This is a genomic window from Streptomyces pyxinicus (assembly GCF_024753135.1).
In the GTDB taxonomy this organism is placed as follows: Bacteria; Actinomycetota; Actinomycetes; order Streptomycetales; family Streptomycetaceae; genus Streptomyces; species Streptomyces pyxinicus.
The window spans coordinates 16770-37403 of the sequence record NZ_JANUGP010000044.1 but is presented as its reverse complement, the minus strand read 5'-3'; the positions used below and the strand labels follow the sequence as shown (position 1 = coordinate 37403).

Sequence of the window (20634 nt, the reverse complement as noted above, 5' to 3'; positions counted from 1 at the left end):
ACGGCCCGATGACGGCACGGAGTGCCACTCAGTACATTCGAAGTAAACCCTCGTTCACTCCTCGGCTGTAGCCGGTAAGGGGATCGCAGCTCATGCCTTCAGGAACGACCAGCTCCGTGATCGTCGCGGGCGCGCGTACGCCCATGGGACGCCTGCTGGGCTCCCTCAAGTCCTTCTCCGGCGCCGACCTGGGCGGCTTCGCGATCAAGGCCGCCCTCGACCGCGCGGGGATCGGCGGCGACCAGGTGCAGTACGTGATCATGGGTCAGGTGCTCCAGGCCGGCGCGGGCCAGATCCCGGCCCGCCAGGCCGCGGTCAAGGCCGGCATCCCGATGAGCGTCCCGGCGCTCACCATCAACAAGGTGTGCCTGTCCGGCCTGGACGCCATCGCGCTGGCCGACCAGCTGATCCGCGCCGGCGAGTTCGACATCGTGGTGGCCGGCGGCCAGGAGTCCATGACCAACGCCCCGCACCTGCTGCCGAAGTCCCGCGAGGGCTTCAAGTACGGCGCCGTGCAGATGCTCGACGCGATGGCCTACGACGGCCTCACCGACTCCTTCGAGGGCATCGCCATGGGCGAGTCCACGGAGAAGCACAACACCCGCCTCGGCATCGGGCGCGCCGCGCAGGACGAGATCGCCGCCCTGTCCCACCAGCGGGCCGCCGCCGCGCAGAAGAACGGTCTCTTCGAGGCCGAGATCACCCCCGTGGAGATCCCGCAGCGCAAGGGCGACCCGGTCCTGTTCAGCAAGGACGAGGGCATCCGCGGCGACACCACCGCCGAGTCCCTGGGCAAGCTGCGCCCGGCCTTCGCCAAGGACGGCACCATCACCGCCGGCACCTCCTCGCAGATCTCCGACGGCGCCGCCGCCGTGGTCGTGATGAGCAAGGCCAAGGCGGAGGAGCTGGGCCTGGAGTGGCTCGCCGAGATCGGCGCGCACGGCAATGTGGCGGGGCCGGACAACTCGCTCCAGTCCCAGCCGTCCAACGCCATCGCGCACGCCCTGAAGAAGGACGGCCTGGAGGTCGCCGACCTGGATCTCATCGAGATCAACGAGGCCTTCGCCGCGGTCGCCGTGCAGTCGATGAAGGACCTCGGCGTGTCCACGGAAAAGGTGAACGTCAACGGCGGCGCGATCGCGCTGGGTCACCCGATCGGCATGTCCGGCGCCCGGCTCGTGCTCCACTTGGCGCTGGAGCTGAAGCGGCGCGGCGGCGGGACCGGCGCGGCGGCGCTGTGCGGTGGCGGCGGCCAGGGCGACGCGCTGATCGTGCGCGTGCCGCGGGCCTGACGCCGTAGTTTCCCTGAGCGAACGGAGCTGTGATGCAGGACGTCTCCTCTCTGGTGGCCCAGGCCAGGGACGGCCGGCCGCGGGCCGTGGCCCGGCTGATCTCCCTGGTGGAGGGGGCGTCCCCGCAGCTCAGGGAGGTCATGGCGGCCCTCGCGCCGCTCACCGGCAACGCGTATGTGGTGGGCCTGACCGGCTCGCCCGGGGTCGGCAAGTCGACCTCCACCTCGGCGCTCGTCACCGCCTACCGCAAACAGGGCAAACGGGTGGGCGTCCTGGCCGTCGACCCGTCCTCCCCGTTCTCCGGGGGTGCCCTGCTCGGTGACCGGGTGCGGATGTCCGACCACGCCTCCGACCCCGGCGTCTACATCCGCTCCATGGCCACCCGGGGCCACCTCGGGGGTCTCGCCTGGGCGGCGCCGCAGGCCATCCGGGTGCTGGACGCGGCGGGCTGCGACGTGGTCCTCGTCGAGACGGTCGGCGTCGGCCAGTCCGAGGTGGAGATCGCCTCCCAGGCCGACACCTCCGTGGTGCTGCTCGCGCCGGGCATGGGCGACGGCATCCAGGCGGCCAAGGCGGGCATCCTGGAGATCGGCGACGTGTACGTCGTCAACAAGGCGGACCGGGACGGCGCCGACGCCACCGCCCGCGAGCTGAACCACATGCTGAGCCTGGGCGAGTCCCGGGGCCCCGGCGACTGGCGTCCCCCGATCGTGAAGACGGTCGCCGCGCGCGCCGAGGGCGTGGACGAGGTGGTGGAGGCGCTGGAGAAGCACCGCGCGTGGATGGAGGAGCGCGGGGTGCTCGCCGAGCGGCGCCGGGCCCGCGCGGCCCGCGAGGTGGAGACCATCGCGGTCACCACGCTGCGCGAACGCATCGGGGACCTGCACGGCGACCGCCGCCTCAGCGCCCTCGCCGGGCGCATCGTCGCCGGCGAACTGGACCCCTACCGGGCGGCGGACGAGCTGGTCGCGGGCCTCACCGAGGGCTGACGGTCTATCGGTGTCCCGGTCCCGCTGCTAGCGTGACCGGCATGTTCCTCTCCCTGGCGTAGAGCGCACACCGCGACGCGGGGCCGGCACCCGGCCACCGCGCCGCCTCGGTGTCCCCTCTTCCGCCTGACCCAGAGGAACGTCAGCGTGTCCACGCCTGCCTGCCCGCGGCCCTCGTACGCCGCCGTCCTGCGCGTCCCCCACGCGCGCCGCACCTTCGCCGCCGCCCTCGCCGGCCGGCTGTCCTACGGCACGGTCTCCCTGGCCGTGCTGCTCTCCGTCACCCGCGCCACCGGCTCGTACGCCGTCTCGGGCGCGGTGATGTCCCTGTACGGCGCGGCGGCGGTCTTCCTGATGCCGCTGCGGGCGTCCCTGGTCGACCGCCACGGCCCGCGCCGCGCCCTGCTGCCCATGTCCCTGCTCTACGGCGCCCTGCTGTGCGCCCTGGCCGCCCTGACCTGGCGCCCCGGGGCACCGCCCGCCGCCGTCGCGGTCGCCGCGGCCCTCGCCGGCGCCTGCGCGCCGCCGCTGGGCCCGGCGATGCGCGCCCTGTGGGCCGAACTCGTCCCGGACCGGGACCTGCTGACGCGCGCCTACAGCCTCGACGGGGTCGCGGAGGAACTGCTCTTCGTCACCGGCCCGGTGCTGGTCGGGGCGCTGACGAGCGTCGCGCGCCCGGCGACCGGCATCCTGCTGAGCGCGTTCCTGGTGGTGGCCGGCACCTGTGCCTTCGTCGCGTCACCGGTCCTGCCGGGCCCGCGCACCGCGACCGGGGCGACACGGCCCGGGGGACCGCGGGGGCTGCTGGCGCCGGTGGCGGTGGCGCTCGGCGTGGGGCTTGCCCTGAGCGGGGCCGATCTCCTGGCGCTGGCCTTCGCGACGGAGCACTCCTACGACCCCGCTCTGGTGCCGTGGGTGCTGGGCGCGCTCTCGGCGGGCAGCGCGGTGGGGGGTCTGGTGAACGGGGCGGTGCCGTGGCGCGTGCCGGCCCGCGCGCGGCTGCCCTGGTTCGCCATCGCCCTGGGCCTGGCGGTGGCGGCGGCCGGTCCGGCGCCGGACCTGTGGGTGCTCACGGCGGCGCTGGCGGTCGCCGGCGCCTTCCTCGCTCCGGCGCTGACGACGGCGTATCTGCTGGCCGACGAGACGGTGGCCGCGGACGCCCGCACCCGGGCCGGGGCCTGGGTGAACATGGCGGTGAACACCGGGAGTTCCGGGGGAGCGCTGCTCGCGGGGCTGCTGATCGGACGGCTGCCGCTGACCGCCTGCTTCGCCCTGGCGGGCGGCGCGGCCCTGCTGCCGGCGCTGACCGTGCTGGTCGCGCCGAGCGCTTCGCCCGCGAGGGGCCGCGCCGCCGACGGCGGAACGGCCCCCCACGACTCCCGCGTGTGATCAGGGACGCCCCCGCTGCCCCCGCAGGTGCTCGGCGATCGGCTTCAGGGCCTTGTCCAGCTCCGTCAGCGCCTCGGGTGCCAGCAGGTCGATGAAGTGCCGCCGCACCGACGCCACATGGTGCGGCGACACCTTCTTCATCGTCTCCATGCCGTGCTCGGTCAGCACGGCGTACAGTCCGCGCCGGTCGGACTCGCAGTTCTCCCGGCGCACCAGGTTCGCGTTCTCCATCCGCGTGATCTGGTGCGACAGCCGGCTCTTGGACTGCAACGTCGCCGAGGCGAGATCGCTCATCCGCATCCGTACGTCGTCCGACTCGGACAGGTTCACAAGAATCTCGTAGTCGTTCATCGTCAGTCCGAACGGTTGGAGATCCTTTTCGAGTTGGTACGTCAACAGCCGGTTGACCTCCAGGTGGGTGCGCCAGGCGCACTGCTCCGCATCGGTCAGCCAGCGCGTGGCCGTCTCGGTCTCCATGAATGAAGTCTACCTAAGAAGTTGAAAGACGAACTACTCCGGGTGGTGTGACTGTGCGCACGCGTTCGACGTCACACTCCGCAGACTACCGCTCACAGCCCGAAGCGACGCTGGAGGTCCCCCAGCTGTCCGGGAAGACGCGGTGCGCCCGACGATTGCGGACCGTGTCCGACCGGACCCGTTCCGCCACCGCCCGGCACCCCCACCTCGGGCGGAACCGCACCCGTCGCCACCTCGGCCATGAGGGCCTCCGACGACTGCAGCAGGACCGTCCCGGCGCCCACGAACTCGAACTGGTGCTCCTCGCCGGAAGCCCCGCCGAGGCCTGTCATCGCACGTAGACCGCCCAGTACACCCGTCAGGTACCCGTGGTCGTAGTGATGGCACGGGGAGGGGCAGTCGGCCCACCCGACGAGGGCCTGCGGGTCAACCCGGATCGGGGGTTCCAGGAACACCACCGGACCGTTGGACGCGGCCACGAACTTCCCGGTTCCGATCAGGGTCAGAAAACCCGGCACGATCGATTGTTTGAGTGCGAGAGTTGGCTGAAAAGCGAGCAGGTTGCCCGCGCGAATGGTCAGGTTCCCGTCGTCCAGGTCATACGAGTTGACGTCGAAGGCCCGGTCTGCCAGCAGCATCTTGCCGGAGCCCGCCGCCACGACCCAGTCGCTCGCGTGCAGTGGCGAATGGAACGCGGTACGGACAAGTCGGTCGAGCCGGCCGTGCCCGACGCCGTTGAACTCGATCGCCCCGTAGTAGGCGATCATCTTCCCCTTCTGGAGGAACCACTGGCCGCCCTTCAGTTCGACACAGAACGTGTACGCGTTCACGTTGTCGTCGGCCGGCAGGGTCGTCGGGTCGTGCACCACCGGGCCGCCCGGGGCTCCGTACGCGCTCACAGCTTCTCCTCCGAGGCCTGGACGTACACCGTGCCGCTGCCGCTCAGCTCCAGCTGGAAGGCCTCGCCGGAACCCCGGCCCACCATGTCCCGCCAGCCGAGTGCCGTCGACAGTTTGTTGCGGAGCTCGCCGTGGTGGGCGACGTAGGCCTGGGGGTCGACGTGCACCGGGCGCTGCGGGGTGACCGGGATCTCGAAGACGCCGCCGTGCGCCATCACGGCGACCGCGCCCTGCCCCTGGAGCGTGGTGGTGAACAGCCCCTGCCCCGTGACCTGGCCCCGGACCAGGCCCATCACCCCGCCCTGCGAGCCCATGAACATCGTGCCCTGCCGCAGGGTGCCCTCGAAGGCGAGCAGCCGGTCCGCCTCGACGTACAGCGTGTCGCCGGAAAGGGTGATGACCTGCACATGGTGCCCGCCGTGCCCGAAGAAGACGGTGCCGCTGCCCTCGACCGACATCAGCGGTGTCGCCTCCCCGGCCACCCGGCGCCCCAGCATGGACATCAGCCCGCCCTGACCGCCCTGCACGTTCGGCGTGAAGGACACCTCGCCCCGGTAGGCGAGCATCGCCCCGCGCTGGCTGTAGAGCCGCTGCCCGGGCCCCACGGTCGCCTCGACCATCTTGGAGTTGATCTCCCGGAAGGCCATGTCACACCTCCCCCGCGATCGTGTTCCGCTCGCTCGGCTGCACGTACACCAGTCCGTCACCCTCGAAACGGATCTGGAAAGCCTCGCCGCCGCCCTCGCCGAGCAGCGTGCGGAACGTCACACCGGACTGGAAGGACTGCCGCACGCTCCCCTGGTGGGCGATGTACGCCCCCGGGTCCACGGTCAGCGGGTACTGCGGACTGACCCGCAGCACCACCGCCGGCCCGTCGGACAGGATCGCCGCCTGGCCGTGCCCCTCGACGGTCGTCGTGAACAGTCCGTTGCCCTGCGAGGCGCCGCGCAGGCCCGTGAACGTCGTGCCCGTGCGCAGCCCCGCGTCGGTCGCCAGCAGGTTGCTGGACTCGACGTGGAGCGTGTCACCCCGCAGGGAGACCAGGTTGATCTCCGAGGCCCGGTCCGCGAACCAGCACGTGCCCTGGCCTCTCACCTCCATCACCGTCATCTGCTCGCCCGTGAGCCGCCGGGTTACCATCCCGCGCAGCCCCTCGCCGCCACCGCTCAGCTTCTTGAAGGCCATCTGCCCGTCGTACGCGACCATCGAGCCGTTCTTCGCCTTCACGGCGTCCCCGGTCATGTCGACGGCGAGGACCTTGCTCCCTTGGAGCCGGAACATCGCCACGCTGCGAAAGTAGCGGTCCCGAGGGTGGACGGAACAGGGCCCACGGGTGGAGAGCGACCCTGAGCGCACCCCTACGGGCATCGTTTGCCACAATGGCCGAGCGCTTGTGCTCGCGTTCACAAAGCCGATCACCGAGTGCCCGCGCCCCGCGTCGAAACTCCCACCGAAGGTGACCAGTGGACCTCAAGACAGCCTCCGCCATCCGCCGCCTCCGACTGATCTCCGTGCCGGAAGGCATCTCCTGGATCGTCCTGGCGGTCTGCACCGTCATCAAGTACACGGTCGCCGACGGCTTCAACGCCGCGCCCGTGCTGGGCCCCATCCACGGCGTGCTGTTCGTCCTCTACGTGATCTTCTGGGCGGACGCCTGGAACCGCGCCAGGTGGAACTTCGGGAAGGCCGCCCTGTACTTCGCGTACTCGATCATCCCCGGCGGCGGCTTCATCATCGAGCGCGCGCTGCGCCGCGAGTCCGAGGACGCGGTCATCGCCGCCCGCGCCCGCAAGGAAGGGGTCGTGAACGCGTGATCGTCGCCTTCTCCGTGACCCCGCTGGGCGTCGGCGAGGACGTCGGCGAGTACGTCGCCGACGCCGTGCGCGTCGTCCGCGAGTCGGGGCTGCCGAACCGCACCGACGCCATGTTCACCTCGGTCGAGGGCGAGTGGGACGAGGTGATGGACGTCGTCCGGCGTGCCGTCGCCGTCGTCGAGGAGCGCGCTCCCCGGGTCTCGCTCGTACTGAAGGCGGACATCCGCCCCGGTGTCACCGACGGACTCACCTCCAAGGTGGAGACGGTCGAACGGCATCTGGGGCAGCGGCCGTAGCCCCTGGGCGTGCTGTGCTGCCGCGGGCTCGCGCGGGCGGCCCGGGCGACCGAAAGGCGAGACGGGGCTGCCCGGCATATGACCGGCCGGTAGGGTCTGATGACGTGCCGAAGCCACTCAGCCTCTCGTTCGACCCCATCGCCCGCGCCGACGAACTCTGGAAGCAGCGCTGGGGCAGCGTGCCGTCCATGTCCGCGATCACCTCGATCATGCGGGCCCAGCAGATCCTGCTCGCCGAGGTGGACGCGGTGGTCAAGCCGTACGGGCTGACGTTCGCCCGCTACGAGGCCCTGGTGCTGCTCACCTTCTCCAAGTCCGGCGAGCTGCCCATGTCCAAGATCGGCGAACGGCTGATGGTCCATCCCACCTCCGTGACCAACACCGTGGACCGCCTGGTCAGGTCGGGCCTGGTGGCCAAGCGCCCCAACCCGAACGACGGCCGCGGCACCCTCGCGGTGATCACCGCCAAGGGCCGCGAGGTGGTCGAGGCCGCCACCGGCGACCTCATGGCCATGGACTTCGGCCTCGGCGCGTACGACGCCGAGGAATGCCAGGAGATCTTCGCGATGCTCCGGCCGCTGCGGGTGGCGGCACGGGACTTCGACGAGGCCTGACCGGCCGGGGCCGACCCGGGCCAAGATCTCCCGGAACGGGTGGTTACGCTCGACCGCATGAAGAAAAGCGTGCTGACCCGCTACCGCGTCATGGCCTACACCACCGGTGTCCTGCTGGTGCTGCTGTGCCTGAGCATGATCGCGAAGTACGGGCTGAACCTGGCCGGCGCGGACGCGTTCACCAAGGTCGTCGCCATCGCCCACGGCTGGCTGTACGTCGTCTACCTGGTCTTCGCCTTCGACCTGGGCTCCAAGGCGAAGTGGCCGGTCGGCAAGCAGCTGTGGGTGCTGATCGCCGGCACGATCCCCACGGCCGCCTTCTTCGTCGAGCGGAAGATCAGCCACGAGCTGGAGGCCAGGGTCGCCGACCAGACCCCGGCCGTCGCCAAGGTGTAACGCTTCACCGCCGTACCGACCCGTACGGCGGTCTGCCATCGACATTTACTAGGACGTCCAAGTAAATTCGAGGGTATGGACGCTCACGCCATCGAGGAGGGCCGCCGACGCTGGCAGGCCCGGTACGACGCCGCGCGGAAGCGCGACGCTGACTTCACCACGCTCTCTGGGGACCCCGTGGAGCCGGTGTACGGGCCCCGCGCGGGCGACACGTACAAGGGATTCGAGCGGATCGGCTGGCCGGGGGAGTACCCCTTCACCCGCGGCCTGCATCCGACCGGCTACCGCGGGCGTACCTGGACCATCCGCCAGTTCGCCGGGTTCGGCAACGCCGAGCAGACCAACGAGCGGTACAAGATGATCCTCGCTGCCGGCGGCGGGGGCCTCTCCGTCGCCTTCGACATGCCGACGCTGATGGGCCGCGACTCCGACGACCCGCGCTCCCTCGGCGAGGTCGGGCACTGCGGCGTCGCCATCGACTCGGCCGCCGACATGGAGGTCCTGTTCAAGGACATCCCGCTCGGCGACGTCACCACCTCCATGACCATCAGCGGGCCCGCCGTACCCGTCTTCTGCATGTACCTGGTCGCCGCCGAGCGGCAGGGCGTCGACCCGTCGGTCCTCAACGGCACCCTCCAGACCGACATCTTCAAGGAGTACATCGCGCAGAAGGAGTGGCTCTTCCAGCCCGAGCCGCACCTGCGCCTGATCGGCGACCTGATGGAGTACTGCGCCGCCGGCATCCCCGCCTACAAGCCGCTGTCCGTCTCCGGCTACCACATCCGCGAGGCCGGGGCGACGGCCGCGCAGGAGCTGGCGTACACGCTGGCGGACGGCTTCGGGTACGTCGAGCTGGGGCTCAGCCGCGGCCTCGACGTGGACGTCTTCGCGCCGGGCCTGTCCTTCTTCTTCGACGCGCACGTCGACTTCTTCGAGGAGATCGCCAAGTTCCGCGCCGCCCGCCGCATCTGGGCCCGCTGGATGCGGGAGGTGTACGGCGCCACGAGCGACAAGGCGCAGTGGCTGCGCTTCCACACCCAGACCGCCGGCGTCTCGCTCACCGCGCAGCAGCCGTACAACAACGTGGTCCGCACCGCCGTCGAGGCCCTCGCGGCCGTGCTCGGCGGCACCAACTCGCTGCACACCAACGCCCTGGACGAGACCCTGGCGCTGCCCAGCGAGCAGGCCGCCGAGATCGCGCTGCGCACCCAGCAGGTGCTGATGGAGGAGACCGGCGTCGCCAACGTCGCCGACCCGCTGGGCGGTTCCTGGTACGTCGAGCAGCTGACGGACCGGATCGAGGCCGACGCGGAGAAGATCTTCGAGCAGATCCGGGAGCGGGGCCTCAGGGCGCACCCGGACGGGCAGCACCCCATCGGCCCCATCACCTCCGGCATCCTGCGCGGCATCGAGGACGGCTGGTTCACCGGCGAGATCGCCGAGTCGGCCTTCCGGTACCAGCAGGGTCTGGAGAAGGGCGACAAGCGGGTCGTCGGCGTCAACGTCGCCACCGGCTCGGTCACCGGCGACCTGGAGATCCTCCGGGTCAGCCACGAGGTGGAGCGCGAGCAGGTGCGGGCGCTGGCCGGCCGCAGGACCGCCCGGGACGATCAGACGGTGCGCACCGCCCTCGACGGCATGCTCGCCGCCGCGCGGGACGGCTCCAACATGATCGGCCCGATGCTGGACGCGGTCCGCGCGGAGGCCACACTCGGCGAGATCTGCGGGGTGCTGCGCGACGAGTGGGGCGTGTACACGGAGCCGGCCGGGTTCTGACGACGGGTCGCGCCGTGGCCCGGGACGACGACGCCGGGCCACGGCCGGACCGGCCGGACTCCCGCTCCCGTACCGATGCACGGCGGCTCCCGCTGGCGCCGTCGTTGTCCTGGCTGGTGGGGGGCAGGGTCGGTGGGTTCTGAGGGTGGGTCGCGTCGTGGTCCGGGGACGGCGACGTCGGGCCATGGGCGGAGCGGTCGGACTCCCGCTCTCGTACCGGTGCGCGGCGGTTCCTGCTGGCGGCGTCGTTGTCCTAACTGGTGGGGGGCGGGCAGGGTCGGTGGGTTCTGAGGGTGGGTCGCGTCGGGGTCCGGGGGCGACGACGCCGGGCCATGGCTGGAGCGGTCGGACTCTCGCTCTCGTACCGGTGCGCGGCCGCTCCCGCAAGTGCTGTCGTGGCCCTGGCCGGTGGGGGGGGAGGGTCAGCGGGTTGTGACGGCGGGTCGCGTCGGGGTCCGGCGGCGACTCGCCGGGCCTCGGTCGCGCCGGTCGGGCTCTCGCGCCGAGTCGTTGCCGGCCGTCCGGCTTCCGGTTACGGGGCGTCCGTGGGCCGGTGCGCCGATGCCGCCCCGCGGACGAGAAGCCCGACGGGACTCCGCCCGCCCGTCAACCCCCCGCCACCGCCAGGCCGTCCAGCAGTACCGTCGTGAAGCGGGCGGCCCAGTCGGTGTCCACCGGCTCGCAGGAGACCAGGGTCCGGTGCACGACCGCGCCGGCGATCACGTCGAAGATGAGGTCGATCTGCGGTCCCGGGTCCGTGCTGTCGTCCGGGATCTCGCCGCGCTGCTGGGCGCGCCTGCGGCCCTCGACCACCAGCCGCTTCTGTCGGCCGACGATCTTCTCGCGGATCCGCCCGCGCAGCGCCTCGTCATGCGTGGCCTCGGCCACCACCGCCATCAGGGCCGTCTTGGTGGCGGGTTGCTCCAGCAGCCGCGCGAACTGGAGCACCACGCCCTCGATATCGGCGCGCAGGCTGCCCCGGTCCGGCAGGACCAGTTCGTCGAAGAGGGTGGCGAGGGCGTCGGTCACCAGCTCGCTCTTGCCCTGCCAGCGGCGGTAGACGGTCGTCTTCGCGACCCCGGCCCGCAGTGCCACGTCCCCCAGCGTCAGCCCGGACCAGCCCAGCTCCACCAGCGCCTCCCGGGTCGCGGCCAGGATCGCGGCGTCTGCGGCGGCGCTGCGCGGGCGTCCGGTGCGCCCGGCGGGGGTGCGGCCCCCGGCGGGGGTGCGGCTCTGCATTCCATGACCATAACCGCCGGGTCCTGTGGTGCCGTGAGGGAGATCACCGGGCAGTGGTGTCGCGCGGGCCCCCGATGGCATTACGCTACGGGTCGTAGCGAAAGCCCGCGCCGGACGTACGCGGGCGACCGGCACGGCGTGGGTGGGGACCCGGCGCCGACTCGGACCACTTTTTTCCTTCAGAGGCGGGAACGGGGGAGGATAGACGCATGCAGCCACGGAACATGTCCATGAGCGGCGTCGTCGACCTCGCCGCGGTCAAGGCGGCCCAGGAGGCCAAGGCCAAGGCCGAACAGACGCGCGCCGAAACCGCCCGGCAGGGCGGGACGGGGGCCGTCTCCCCGGCCGATCTCGTCATCGATGTCGATGAGGCCGGATTCGAGCGGGACGTCCTCCAGCGGTCCGCCGAAGTGCCCGTCGTCATCGACTTCTGGGCCGAGTGGTGTCAGCCCTGCAAGCAGCTGAGCCCGGTCCTGGAGCGGCTTGCCGTCGAGTACGGCGGACGCATCCTGCTCGCCAAGATCGACGTCGACGCCAACCAGATGCTGATGCAGCAGTTCGGCGTGCAGGGCATCCCGGCCGTCTTCGCCGTCGTCGCCGGGCAGGCGCTGCCGCTGTTCCAGGGCGTCACCGGCGAGGAGGAGATCCGGCAGACGCTCGACCAGCTGGTACAGGTCGCCGAGCAGCGCTTCGGCCTGACCGGTCTCACCGTCGACCCGGACGCCGAGCCGGGCGGTGCCCCCGACGCCGGCCTGGCCGAGGGCCCGTACGACGCGGCGCTGAACGCCGCCGCCCAGGCGCTGGACGCCGGTGACCTCGGCGGCGCTGTCCGCGCGTACCAGAACGTTCTCGCCGACGACCCGGCCCACCCGGAGGCCAAGCTGGGCCTCGCGCAGGCCGAGTTGCTCCAGCGGGTGCAGGGCTTCGACCCGCAGCAGGTCCGCCGGGAGGCCGCCGAGAAGCCGGCCGACGCGGACGCCCAGATCGCCGCCGCCGACCTGGACCTGGTGGGCGGTCATGTCGAGGACGCCTTCGGCCGGTTGATCGAGACGGTGCGCCGCACGGCGGGCGACGACCGGGACGCGGTACGGCGCCGGCTGCTGGAGCTGTTCGAGGTCGTGGGCCCCGAGGACCCGCGCGTGGTGGTGGCGCGACGGGCGCTTGCCCGCGCTCTGTTCTGACCAGTCGCTGACGGCCTCGGCTCGCGGTGCCGAGGTGAAAAGTTGGCCGACAAACCCGTCAGAGCCGCCTCGCTTTACCAAAACTTGGTAATCGAGACCGCTGTTACTCCGAGTAAGTCAAAGCCGTTGATCTGTCTGGTTTCGTCCAGGGATCAACGGCTTTGCTCTGGCCTGAAATGCGACCGAGGGTCGCCCTCCGAGACCGGCCGGTCGTCCTCCGGTTATCCGGCCGTTACTAGCCAGTAACGAACCCCCTTGTGCCCGGGCCGAGAATGCACCACGATCGGCGACGCTCGGTCCATTCCCACACCCCGGCAGCCGGCCGGGTCGCGGGAGACTCTGGGTCCCCACCGAGCAGGACCGGCGGCAGTGGCGCCGGTCCTGGGACAGGGGGGTCTTCGCCGGCCGGCGAAGCCTGTCCAGCAAGGTTGTGCGTGATGTGCGTCAGGCGCGACCAGTGGTTGTCGCTCGGGGGTGATCGCCGGTGATTCGGGCGCGGACAGCGCCTCCGAGTACGGGCGCTCTCCTTCCCGAGGACGTAGCACTTCTCCCATCCCTGCCCGGCTGAGCCGCCGTCTGGGGCCAGACCGGGAACAGGAGATGTACGTCCGAGAAGGAGGAAATATGGAGTCCCAGGTGCGTGGCGGGACCAGATGGAAGCGGTTCGCTGTGGTCATGGTGCCCAGCGTCGCCGCTACGGCAGCGATAGGCGTCGCCCTGGCCCAGGGTGCCCTCGCGGCTTCGTTCAGCGTGTCGGGTCAGTCGTTCAAGGTGACGGCGAAGTCGCTCCACGGTAACGGCTTCGCGCAGTACGGGGCGATCGACCAGGGCTACACCCTGACCGGCGACAAGGCGACCCACCCGGTCGCGGTGTCCTCGTTCAAGACGGCGACGATCCAGAAGATGTGCCAGTCGGTCGTCACCCCGGTGCCGGTCCTCGGCAACATCACGCTGCGGCTGGAAGCCGGCAACAGCTCCGACAAGGACAAGCAGGTCCAGGCGGAGCGTCTGTACATCGACGTCGAGGATCTCAACGCCGACGCCACCTTCAACAACATCGACATCGGTGTTGCCGCCAAGGACGCCAGCCAGGGTCCGGGTATGAAGGGCGGCAGCGAGCAGGCCAACCCGTACGGCTTCGCACAGCAGGCGGAGTCCGCGGACCTGACCGATGTGAAGCAGACGGCGTGGGCGACCACCGCCGGAACCTTCAAGCTCAGCGGCCTGCACATGTCGCTGGTCAAGGGTTCCGGCCCCGACAAGGAGTGCTACTAGGCACTCGCTGACAGGCGGGGGAGCCTCGGCGCCCCCGCCTGTCCACATACCGGCCGCGTCGCCACGCGCGGCTCGCATCACCACCACAGCAACGCCGCACCAGGGAGCTGTTTTCCATGAGCGCCGAGACTCCTGCCGCCGCACCCGGTCAGTTCACCCACCGGAGGTCGCAGTTCCGGGCCTGGCGGGGGACCCGACCGTTCTGGGCCGGCCTGTTCGTCCTGCTCAGCGGCTTTCCGATCATGTACTTCCCGTACGCCCATCTCCAGCTCGGTCATCTGACCCTGGCGATGTCGACGACCGCGGGAGCCGGATCGCTGATCATCGGAGTGCTGCTCGTCGTCCTCGGCATCAGCCTCTGGTTCCAGAAGCACGTACGGGTGTTCGCGGGTGTCGCGGCGATCCTGCTGGGCCTGGTGTCCCTCCCCGTGTCCAACTTCGGCGGCTTCGTCGTGGGCTTCCTGTTCGCCCTCGTCGGCGGTGCGATGGCCGTGTCCTGGGCGCCGGGTGTGCCGGAGCAGTCGGAGCCGGCGGCCGTGGCCGGCCCTGGAGAGGGCGGCGACTTCGGGACCGCTCCGCTGCCGCCGCAGGGGACGGAGCCGGCGATCGAGTCGAACGATCTGTCAGGAACGAGCCCGGCCAACGGGGCGAACGGGAGGCACAGTGCCGGCTGACGAGGTGACCCGCGGGGCCGATGTGAACGGGTCCCGCGCGAGAACCGGGCCCCGCCACGCGGCCCCCAGGAAGCCGCTGTTCACCAGGTTCCACATGCCGGCCGGCAAGGCGATAGCCTCCGTGGCGATGCCGACGGCCGTCATCGTGGGCATGGGCTTCACATCCACACTCGCCCTCGCCGACAACAGCGGCACCCCGTCACCGACGACCTCGGCCAAGAGCCTGACGGCCGACGAGTACAAGGACTGCGTCAAGGCGCTGGACGACTCCAAGGACGGAAAGGACGACAAGGACCCCTCGGACTCGCCGTCGCCGTCCGCCTCCGAGAGCACGTCGGAGACCGCCACGCCTTCCGAGGGGACCGAGAAGGCGGAAACGGCCGAGAAGGACGACAAGAGCGGGAAGCAGGATACGAAGGGCTCCGGGGACTCGGACCAGCCCTCCCCGTCGGATTCAGGTTCCGACGACGAGGTCACGCCCAAGCCCTCCCCGTCCGCCGGGTCCGGCTCTTCCGAATCCACGCCCAGCCCGTCCCCGTCGAGGAGCTCCGGTGGCCTGCTGGACACCATCGGCGACACGATCGGCGACATTCTCACCGGTGGCAAGAAGCACTCGGACACCTCCACGACGCCGACGCCGACCGCGTCCGCGTCGGCTGACGACAACACCGCGTCGTCCGGTTCCAAGGCTTCCGACCCCGTGAAGGACACCGCGTCCAAGGCCGGCAAGACGGTCGAGGACACGGTGAAGAACACCACCGACACGGCGAAGAACACCACCGACACGGCGAAGAAGACCACGGACGACGCCAGCAAGACGGCAGACGACGCCACCGCCTCCGCGACCTCGTCCCCGTCTCCTACTCCCTCCGCGAGCGAGTCCGATGCCGCCAAGGACTGCCCGAAGGCCACGGACGCCGAGGGTGGCGTCGACAACAAGGTGCTGGTCGCGGACGACCCCTGGTACCTGAACGCCAGCTCGCTGCTGCTCAAGGCTGCCGACTACCAGGGCGTCGTCGAGGTGAAGACGGCCGGCGGCACCACCAAGAAGGTGCTGAAGTACGTCATCTCCGGCGGCACCGACATCGGGGACCTGCACCAGACGGTGAAGGACAAGCAGGCCGGCAAGACGTACCATGTCCAGGCATCCAAGGGCTCCTCGTCCAAGATCACCGGCGGCGACACGGTGATGTACACCGAGAGCATCTCGGGCAACCTCTTCGGCCTGATCCCGGTGACGTTCAGCCCCGACAGCCCGCCCCCGCTGAACATCCCGCTGATCTACTTCACCAACGTCAAGGTGGTCCAGGCCGCCCAGTTCGGCGGCAATCTGACCATCCCCGGCATGCACGTGTACACGACCGACTGACCGGCCTGCCCTGAACTTTTCGGGAGCCGCACACGCCGAGGGCGCCCCCTGCGCAACAGGGGGCGCCCTCGGTGTCGTACAGGATGGGTCAGCCGGTTTCGCCGCCCAGGTGGTGCACCCGCACCATGTTCGTGGTGCCCGGCACGCCGGGAGGCGAGCCGGCGGTGATGATGACCGTGTCGCCGGTGTTGAAGCGGTTCAGCTTGGCCAGTTCCTGGTCCACCATGTCGACCATCTCGTCCGTGGTGTTGACGAACGGCACGACGTGCGACTCCACGCCCCAGCTCAGGGTGAGCTGGTTGCGGGTGCCCTCGTCGGTGGTGAAGGCCAGGATCGGCTGGGCCGCGCGGTAGCGGGACAGCCGGCGGGCGGTGTCGCCGGACTTGGTGAAGGCGATCAGGCCCTTGCCGCCGAGGAAGTCGGCGATCTCGGCGGCGGCACGGGCCACCGAACCGCCCTGCGTGCGCGGCTTCTTGCCCGGCACCAGCGGCTGGAGGCCCTTGGCGAGCAACTCCTGCTCGGCCGCCGTGACGATCTTCGACATGGTCTTGACGGTCTCGACCGGGTAGGCGCCCACCGAGGACTCGGCGGAGAGCATGACCGCGTCCGCGCCGTCCAGGATCGCGTTGGCCACGTCGGAGGCCTCGGCGCGGGTCGGCCGGGAGTTGGTGATCATCGACTCCATCATCTGGGTCGCCACGATCACCGGCTTGGCGTTGCGCCGGCACAGCTCGATCAGGCGCTTCTGCACCATCGGGACCTTTTCGAGCGGGTACTCGACGGCCAGGTCGCCCCGGGCCACCATGACGGCGTCGAACGCCGCGACGACGTCCGCCATGTTCTCCACCGCCTGCGGCTTCTCCACCTTGGCGATGACCGGGACGCGGCGCCCCTCCTCGTCCATGACCTTGTGGACGTCGTTGACGTCCTTGGCGTCGCGGACGAAGGACAGGGCGACCATGTCGCAGCCCATGCGGAGGGCGAAGCGCAGGTCCTCGACGTCCTTCTCGCTCAGCGCGGGCACGTTGACGGCCGCGCCGGGCAGGTTGATGCCCTTGTGGTCGGAGACGACACCGCCCTCGATCACGATCGTCTTCACCCGGGGGCCCTCGACGTCCACGACCCGCAGCTCGACGTTGCCGTCGTTGATCAGGACCTGGTCGCCGCGCGAGACGTCGCCCGGCAGTCCCTTGTACGTCGTACCGCAGATCTGCTTGTCGCCCGGCACGTCCTCGGTCGTGATGACGAACTCGTCACCGCGCTCCAGCTCGACCGGACCCTCCGCGAAGGTCTCCAGGCGGATCTTCGGGCCCTGGAGGTCGGCGAGGACGCCGATGGCCCGGCCGGTCTCCTTGGCGGCGGCCCGGACGCGGTCGTACCGCGCCTGGTGCTCGGCGTGGGTGCCGTGGCTGAAGTTGAAACGGGCCACGTTCATGCCCGCCTCGATCATGGCGACGAGCATCTCGTGGGAGTCGACCGCGGGGCCGAGAGTACAGACGATTTTCGAACGGCGCATAGGGCGATCCTATCGGTTTGTTTCGCTACGGAATATTCCGTCTGGCGGAATGTACAAATGAGTGGCACACCGCTCAGGTGCTCTTCAGTTGTTCTTTCCGACCAGCGCGTAAGTCTGCGTCGCGATCTCCAGTTCCTCGTCCGTCGGCACCACGGCCACGGCCACCCGCGCGGAGTCCGGAGAGACCAGCCGCGCCTCCCCGGAGCGCACGGCGTTGCGCTCCGGGTCGATTGCGAGGCCCAGGCCCTCCAGGCCCGCGATCGCCGCCTCCCGCACGGGCGCCGCGTTCTCGCCGACCCCGGCCGTGAACACGACCGCGTCCACCGTCCCGAGCACGGCGTAATAGGCGCCGATGTACTTCCGCAGCCGGTGAATGTAAATAGCGAAGGCGAGCGCCGCCTCTTCGTCGCCCTCGTCGATCCGGCGGCGGATCTCGCGCATGTCGTTGTCCCCGCACAGACCGAACAGCCCGCTCCTCTTGTTGAGGAGAGTGTCGATCTCGTCCATGGACATTTTGCCAACCCGGGCCAAATGGAAGATGACGGCCGGATCCAGGTCGCCGGATCGCGTACCCATCACGAGCCCCTCCAAAGGCGTGAGCCCCATGGAGGTGTCCACGCAGCGGCCCTTCTCGACCGCGGACGCGGAGGCGCCGTTGCCCAGGTGCAGCACGATCACGTTGACCTCGGCCGGGTCCTTGCCCAGCAGCCGGGCGGTCTCGCGGGAGACGTAGGCGTGCGAGGTGCCGTGGAAGCCGTAGCGGCGGATGCGGTGCCGGTCGGCGGTCTTCGGGTCGATCGCGTAGCGCGCCGCCGACTCCGGCATGGTGGTGTGGAAGGCGGTGTCGAAGACGGCGACCTGGGGCAGGTCGGGGCGCAGCGCCCGGGCGGTGCGGATGCCGGTGAGGTTGGCCGGGTTGTGCAGCGGGGCGACCGGGATCAGCCGCTCGATCTCGGTGAGCACCTCGTCGTCCACGACGGTCGGCTCGGTGAAGAACATCCCGCCGTGCACCACCCGGTGCCCGATCGCGGCCAGTTCGGGGGAGTCCAGGCCGATGCCGTCGCGGGACAGCTCGTCGGCGACGGCCTTCAAGGCGGCCTCGTGGTCGGCGATCGGACCGTTCTGCTCGCGGGTGTCGCCGCTGCCGACGCAGGTGTGCTTGAGCCGGGAGGTCTGCTCACCGATCCGCTCCACCAGGCCGACGGCGAGCCGGCTCGCGTCGCGCATGTCGAGGAGCTGGTACTTCAGCGACGAGGAGCCGGAGTTGAGGACGAGGACACGGGTGGGCGTGGTCACTGCTGGGTCGCCTTCTGGGTCGCGGGCGTCTGGGCCTGGATCGCCGTGATGGCGACGGTGTTGACGATGTCCTGGACGAGCGCGCCCCGGGACAGGTCGTTGACCGGCTTGCGCAGGCCCTGGAGGACCGGGCCGACGGCGATCGCGCCGGCCGAGCGCTGCACGGCCTTGTAGGTGTTGTTGCCGGTGTTGAGGTCGGGGAAGATCAGCACGCTGGCCTGGCCGGCCACCTCGGAGCCGGGCAGCTTGGTCGCGGCGACCGAGGGCTCCACGGCGGCGTCGTACTGGATCGGGCCCTCGATCTTGAGGTCGGTGCGGCGCGAGCGGGCCAGTTCGGTGGCCTCGCGCACCTTGTCGACGTCGGCGCCGGAGCCGGAGGTGCCGGTGGAGTACGACAGCATCGCGATCCGCGGCTCGACCCCGAACCGCGCGGCGGTGGCGGCGGACTGGATGGCGATGTCCGCGAGCTGCTCGGCGTCCGGGTCCGGGTTGACCGCGCAGTCGCCGTAGACCAGTACCTTGTCGGCCAGGCACATGAAGAACACCGAGGAGACGATCGAGGCGTCCGGCCGGGTCTTGATGATCTCGAAGGCGGGGCGGATGGTGGCCGCCGTGGAGTGCACCGAGCCGGACACCATGCCGTCGGCCAGGCCCTCCTGGACCATCAGGGTGCCGAAGTAGTTCACGTCGGAGACGACGTCGTGGGCCAGCTCGACGGTGACGCCCTTGTGGGCGCGCAGCGCCGCGTACCGCTCGGCGAAGGAGTCGCGCAGGTCGGAGGTGGCCGGGTCGATCACCTGGGTGTCGCCGAGGTCGATGCCGAGGTCCGCGGCCTTCTTGCGGATCTGCTCGACCGGCCCCAGCAGGGTCAGGTCGCACACGCCCCGGCGCAGCAGCACCTCGGCCGCGTGCAGCACCCGCGCCTCGGTGCCCTCCGGCAGCACCACCCGGCGCTTGTCGGCGCGGGCCTGTTCCAGCAGCTTGTGCTCGAACATCATCGGGGTGACCCGGTCGCCGCTCGGCGCCGAGACCCGGCGGGCCAGGTCGGCGGTGTCGGCGTACCGCTCGAACAGGCCGAGCGCGGTCTCCGCCTTGCGCGGGGTGGCCGCGGTCATCTTCCCCTCCAGGGAGAAGAGCTGCTCGGCGGTGGGGAAGCTGTTGCCGGCCACCGAGAGCACCGGGGTGCCGGGGGCGAGGCGGGCGGCCAGGGTGAGGATCTCCTGGCTCGGCACCTCGTTCAGGGTCAGCAGCACGCCGGCGATCGGCGGGGTGCCGGCGCTGTGCGCGGCCAGCGTGCCGACGACCAGGTCGGCGCGGTCGCCCGGGGTCACCACCAGGCAGCCCGGGGTCAGGGCGGCCAGGAAGTTGGGCAGCATCGCGCCGCCGAAGACGAAGCCGAGCGCGTCCCGGGCGAGCCCGGAGTCGTCGCCGAGCAGCACCCTGGCGCCGAGCGCCTGGCCGATCTGGGCGACCGTGGGCGCGGACAGCGCGGGCTCGTCGGGGACGACGTAGCAGGGCACCGGCAACCGGTTCGCGAGCCGCTCGGCCATCTCGTCGCGGTCCTCGCGGGCGACCCGGTTGGTGACCATGGCGAGCACGTCGCAGCCGAGGCCGTCGTAGGCGCGGTAGGCGTTGCGGGTCTCGGCGAGCACGGACTCCGCGCTCTGCCGCCGGCCGCCGACCACCGGGATCACGGAGGCGCCGAACTCGTTGGCGAGGCGGGCGTTGAGGGACAGCTCGTCCGGGAGCTGGGTGTCGGCGAAGTCGGTGCCGAGGACGAGGACCACGTCGTAGTCGCGGGCCACCAGGTGGAAGCGGTCGACGAGGGCGGAGACCAGTTCGTCGGTGCCCTGCTCGGCCTGGAGCGCGGACGCCTCGTGGTAGTCCATGCCGTAGACCGTCGCCGGGTCCTGCGAGAGGCGGTAGCGGGCCCGCAGCAACTCGAACAGCCGGTCCGGACCGTCGTGCACGAGCGGGCGGAAGACCCCCACCCGGTCGACCTGACGGGTCAGGAGTTCCATGACTCCCAGCTCCACGACCTGGCGGCCGTCACCGCGGTCGATCCCGGTGACGTACACGCTGCGCGTCACGTGTCCACTCCGTTCCTGATGCCCTGAAACATTCCCGATATTCTGAAACGCC

Annotated in this window: 20 protein-coding genes; 12 read left to right on the top strand and 8 right to left on the bottom strand. The window is 70.7% G+C overall.

All coding sequences use genetic code 11. The features are described from left to right. Positions 1 to 92 precede the first annotated feature (92 nt). From NX794_RS33615 to NX794_RS33605, 3 genes are all read left to right on the top strand, one after another. Positions 93 to 1292, top strand: coding sequence for an acetyl-CoA C-acetyltransferase (locus NX794_RS33615; RefSeq protein ID WP_258783467.1), 1200 nt, complete (start codon positions 93 to 95; stop codon positions 1290 to 1292). 32 nt (positions 1293 to 1324) lie between these two features. After that, positions 1325 to 2281 carry a methylmalonyl Co-A mutase-associated GTPase MeaB gene (gene meaB, locus NX794_RS33610; protein WP_258783466.1) on the top strand — a complete coding sequence of 319 codons (957 nt, stop codon included), beginning with the start codon at positions 1325 to 1327 and terminating at the stop codon, positions 2279 to 2281. A gap of 147 nt (positions 2282 to 2428) precedes the next feature. Further along, entirely contained in the window at positions 2429 to 3670 is a 1242-nt protein-coding gene (locus NX794_RS33605; RefSeq protein WP_258783465.1) for an MFS transporter, read from the top strand. Here NX794_RS33605 and NX794_RS33600 read toward each other — a convergent pair whose 3' ends face one another. From NX794_RS33600 to NX794_RS33585, 4 genes are all read right to left on the bottom strand, one after another. Beyond that, a complete protein-coding gene (locus NX794_RS33600) occupies positions 3671 to 4147 on the bottom strand; it encodes a MarR family winged helix-turn-helix transcriptional regulator (protein ID WP_258783464.1) in 477 nt (158 codons plus the stop codon). 92 nt (positions 4148 to 4239) lie between these two features. After that, on the bottom strand, positions 4240 to 5046 hold the full coding sequence (locus tag NX794_RS33595; protein WP_258783463.1) for an AIM24 family protein: 807 nt from the start codon (positions 5044 to 5046) through the stop codon (positions 4240 to 4242). Beyond that, positions 5043 to 5693 (bottom strand): AIM24 family protein, encoded by a 651-nt coding sequence (locus tag NX794_RS33590; RefSeq protein WP_258783462.1) that lies wholly within the window; start codon positions 5691 to 5693, stop codon positions 5043 to 5045. The genes NX794_RS33595 and NX794_RS33590 overlap by 4 nt, the downstream gene beginning before the upstream one ends. Position 5694: 1 nt before the next feature. Next, positions 5695 to 6327, bottom strand: a complete 633-nt coding sequence (locus NX794_RS33585) for an AIM24 family protein (protein WP_258783479.1) — start codon at positions 6325 to 6327, stop codon at positions 5695 to 5697. A gap of 182 nt (positions 6328 to 6509) precedes the next feature. Between NX794_RS33585 and NX794_RS33580 the strand changes: the two genes are divergently transcribed. From NX794_RS33580 to icmA, 5 genes are all read left to right on the top strand, one after another. Next, on the top strand, positions 6510 to 6860 hold the full coding sequence (locus tag NX794_RS33580; RefSeq protein WP_258783461.1) for a DUF3817 domain-containing protein: 351 nt from the start codon (positions 6510 to 6512) through the stop codon (positions 6858 to 6860). Continuing rightward, positions 6857 to 7156: an MTH1187 family thiamine-binding protein gene (locus NX794_RS33575; RefSeq protein ID WP_258783460.1), complete on the top strand. Its 300-nt coding sequence runs from the start codon at positions 6857 to 6859 to the stop codon at positions 7154 to 7156. Before NX794_RS33580 ends, NX794_RS33575 begins: the two co-directional genes overlap by 4 nt. 104 nt (positions 7157 to 7260) lie before the next feature. Continuing rightward, positions 7261 to 7770: a MarR family winged helix-turn-helix transcriptional regulator gene (locus NX794_RS33570; protein ID WP_258783459.1), complete on the top strand. Its 510-nt coding sequence runs from the start codon at positions 7261 to 7263 to the stop codon at positions 7768 to 7770. 57 nt (positions 7771 to 7827) lie between these two features. Continuing rightward, positions 7828 to 8166 carry a DUF3817 domain-containing protein gene (locus NX794_RS33565; RefSeq protein ID WP_258783458.1) on the top strand — a complete coding sequence of 113 codons (339 nt, stop codon included), beginning with the start codon at positions 7828 to 7830 and terminating at the stop codon, positions 8164 to 8166. 75 nt (positions 8167 to 8241) lie between these two features. Continuing rightward, positions 8242 to 9942 carry a coenzyme B12-dependent isobutyryl-CoA mutase large subunit gene (gene icmA / locus NX794_RS33560; RefSeq protein ID WP_258783457.1) on the top strand — a complete coding sequence of 567 codons (1701 nt, stop codon included), beginning with the start codon at positions 8242 to 8244 and terminating at the stop codon, positions 9940 to 9942. Between the two features lie 606 nt (positions 9943 to 10548). On the opposite strand, the gene NX794_RS33555 is transcribed toward icmA, so the two are convergent. Next, positions 10549 to 11181 (bottom strand): TetR/AcrR family transcriptional regulator, encoded by a 633-nt coding sequence (locus tag NX794_RS33555; protein WP_258783456.1) that lies wholly within the window; start codon positions 11179 to 11181, stop codon positions 10549 to 10551. 209 nt (positions 11182 to 11390) lie between these two features. Here NX794_RS33555 and NX794_RS33550 point away from each other — a divergent pair, with 209 nt between their 5' ends. The 4 genes from NX794_RS33550 to NX794_RS33535 all read left to right on the top strand — a co-directional run bounded on the left by NX794_RS33550 (position 11391) and on the right by NX794_RS33535 (position 15680). Continuing rightward, the gene (locus tag NX794_RS33550; protein ID WP_258783455.1) at positions 11391 to 12362 is read left to right on the top strand and encodes a tetratricopeptide repeat protein; all 972 of its coding nucleotides are present in this window, start codon (positions 11391 to 11393) and stop codon (positions 12360 to 12362) included. A 624-nt stretch (positions 12363 to 12986) separates the two neighbouring features. Next, positions 12987 to 13637 carry a DUF6230 family protein gene (locus NX794_RS33545; protein ID WP_258783454.1) on the top strand — a complete coding sequence of 217 codons (651 nt, stop codon included), beginning with the start codon at positions 12987 to 12989 and terminating at the stop codon, positions 13635 to 13637. A gap of 116 nt (positions 13638 to 13753) precedes the next feature. Continuing rightward, the gene (locus tag NX794_RS33540) at positions 13754 to 14311 is read left to right on the top strand and encodes a DUF6114 domain-containing protein (protein ID WP_258783453.1); all 558 of its coding nucleotides are present in this window, start codon (positions 13754 to 13756) and stop codon (positions 14309 to 14311) included. After that, entirely contained in the window at positions 14301 to 15680 is a 1380-nt protein-coding gene (locus tag NX794_RS33535) for a hypothetical protein (RefSeq protein WP_258783452.1), read from the top strand. Before NX794_RS33540 ends, NX794_RS33535 begins: the two co-directional genes overlap by 11 nt. A gap of 88 nt (positions 15681 to 15768) precedes the next feature. Here NX794_RS33535 and pyk read toward each other — a convergent pair whose 3' ends face one another. From pyk to pta, 3 genes are all read right to left on the bottom strand, one after another. Next, positions 15769 to 17196: a pyruvate kinase gene (gene pyk / locus NX794_RS33530; RefSeq protein ID WP_258783451.1), complete on the bottom strand. Its 1428-nt coding sequence runs from the start codon at positions 17194 to 17196 to the stop codon at positions 15769 to 15771. Between the two features lie 84 nt (positions 17197 to 17280). Beyond that, a complete protein-coding gene (locus NX794_RS33525) occupies positions 17281 to 18492 on the bottom strand; it encodes an acetate kinase (protein WP_258783450.1) in 1212 nt (403 codons plus the stop codon). Continuing rightward, complete coding sequence (gene pta / locus NX794_RS33520) at positions 18489 to 20582, bottom strand: phosphate acetyltransferase (RefSeq protein WP_258783449.1); 2094 nt, start codon at positions 20580 to 20582, stop codon at positions 18489 to 18491. The genes NX794_RS33525 and pta overlap by 4 nt, the downstream gene beginning before the upstream one ends. Between the last annotated feature and the right edge of the window lie 52 nt (positions 20583 to 20634).

Bases quoted from the DNA above. Each gene is read 5' to 3' on its own strand.
- icmA (WP_258783457.1), top strand. From the start codon at position 8,242: ATGGACGCTCACGCCATCGAGGAGGGCCGCCGACGCTGGCAGGCCCGG.
- NX794_RS33590 (WP_258783462.1), bottom strand. From the start codon at position 5,693: ATGGCCTTCCGGGAGATCAACTCCAAGATGGTCGAGGCGACCGTGGGG.
- NX794_RS33565 (WP_258783458.1), top strand. From the start codon at position 7,828: ATGAAGAAAAGCGTGCTGACCCGCTACCGCGTCATGGCCTACACCACC.
- meaB (WP_258783466.1), top strand. From the start codon at position 1,325: ATGCAGGACGTCTCCTCTCTGGTGGCCCAGGCCAGGGACGGCCGGCCG.
- NX794_RS33615 (WP_258783467.1), top strand. From the start codon at position 93: ATGCCTTCAGGAACGACCAGCTCCGTGATCGTCGCGGGCGCGCGTACG.
- NX794_RS33540 (WP_258783453.1), top strand. From the start codon at position 13,754: ATGAGCGCCGAGACTCCTGCCGCCGCACCCGGTCAGTTCACCCACCGG.
- NX794_RS33555 (WP_258783456.1), bottom strand. From the start codon at position 11,181: ATGCAGAGCCGCACCCCCGCCGGGGGCCGCACCCCCGCCGGGCGCACC.
- NX794_RS33600 (WP_258783464.1), bottom strand. From the start codon at position 4,147: ATGGAGACCGAGACGGCCACGCGCTGGCTGACCGATGCGGAGCAGTGC.
- NX794_RS33545 (WP_258783454.1), top strand. From the start codon at position 12,987: ATGGAGTCCCAGGTGCGTGGCGGGACCAGATGGAAGCGGTTCGCTGTG.
- NX794_RS33550 (WP_258783455.1), top strand. From the start codon at position 11,391: ATGCAGCCACGGAACATGTCCATGAGCGGCGTCGTCGACCTCGCCGCG.
- NX794_RS33585 (WP_258783479.1), bottom strand. From the start codon at position 6,327: ATGTTCCGGCTCCAAGGGAGCAAGGTCCTCGCCGTCGACATGACCGGG.
- pyk (WP_258783451.1), bottom strand. From the start codon at position 17,196: ATGCGCCGTTCGAAAATCGTCTGTACTCTCGGCCCCGCGGTCGACTCC.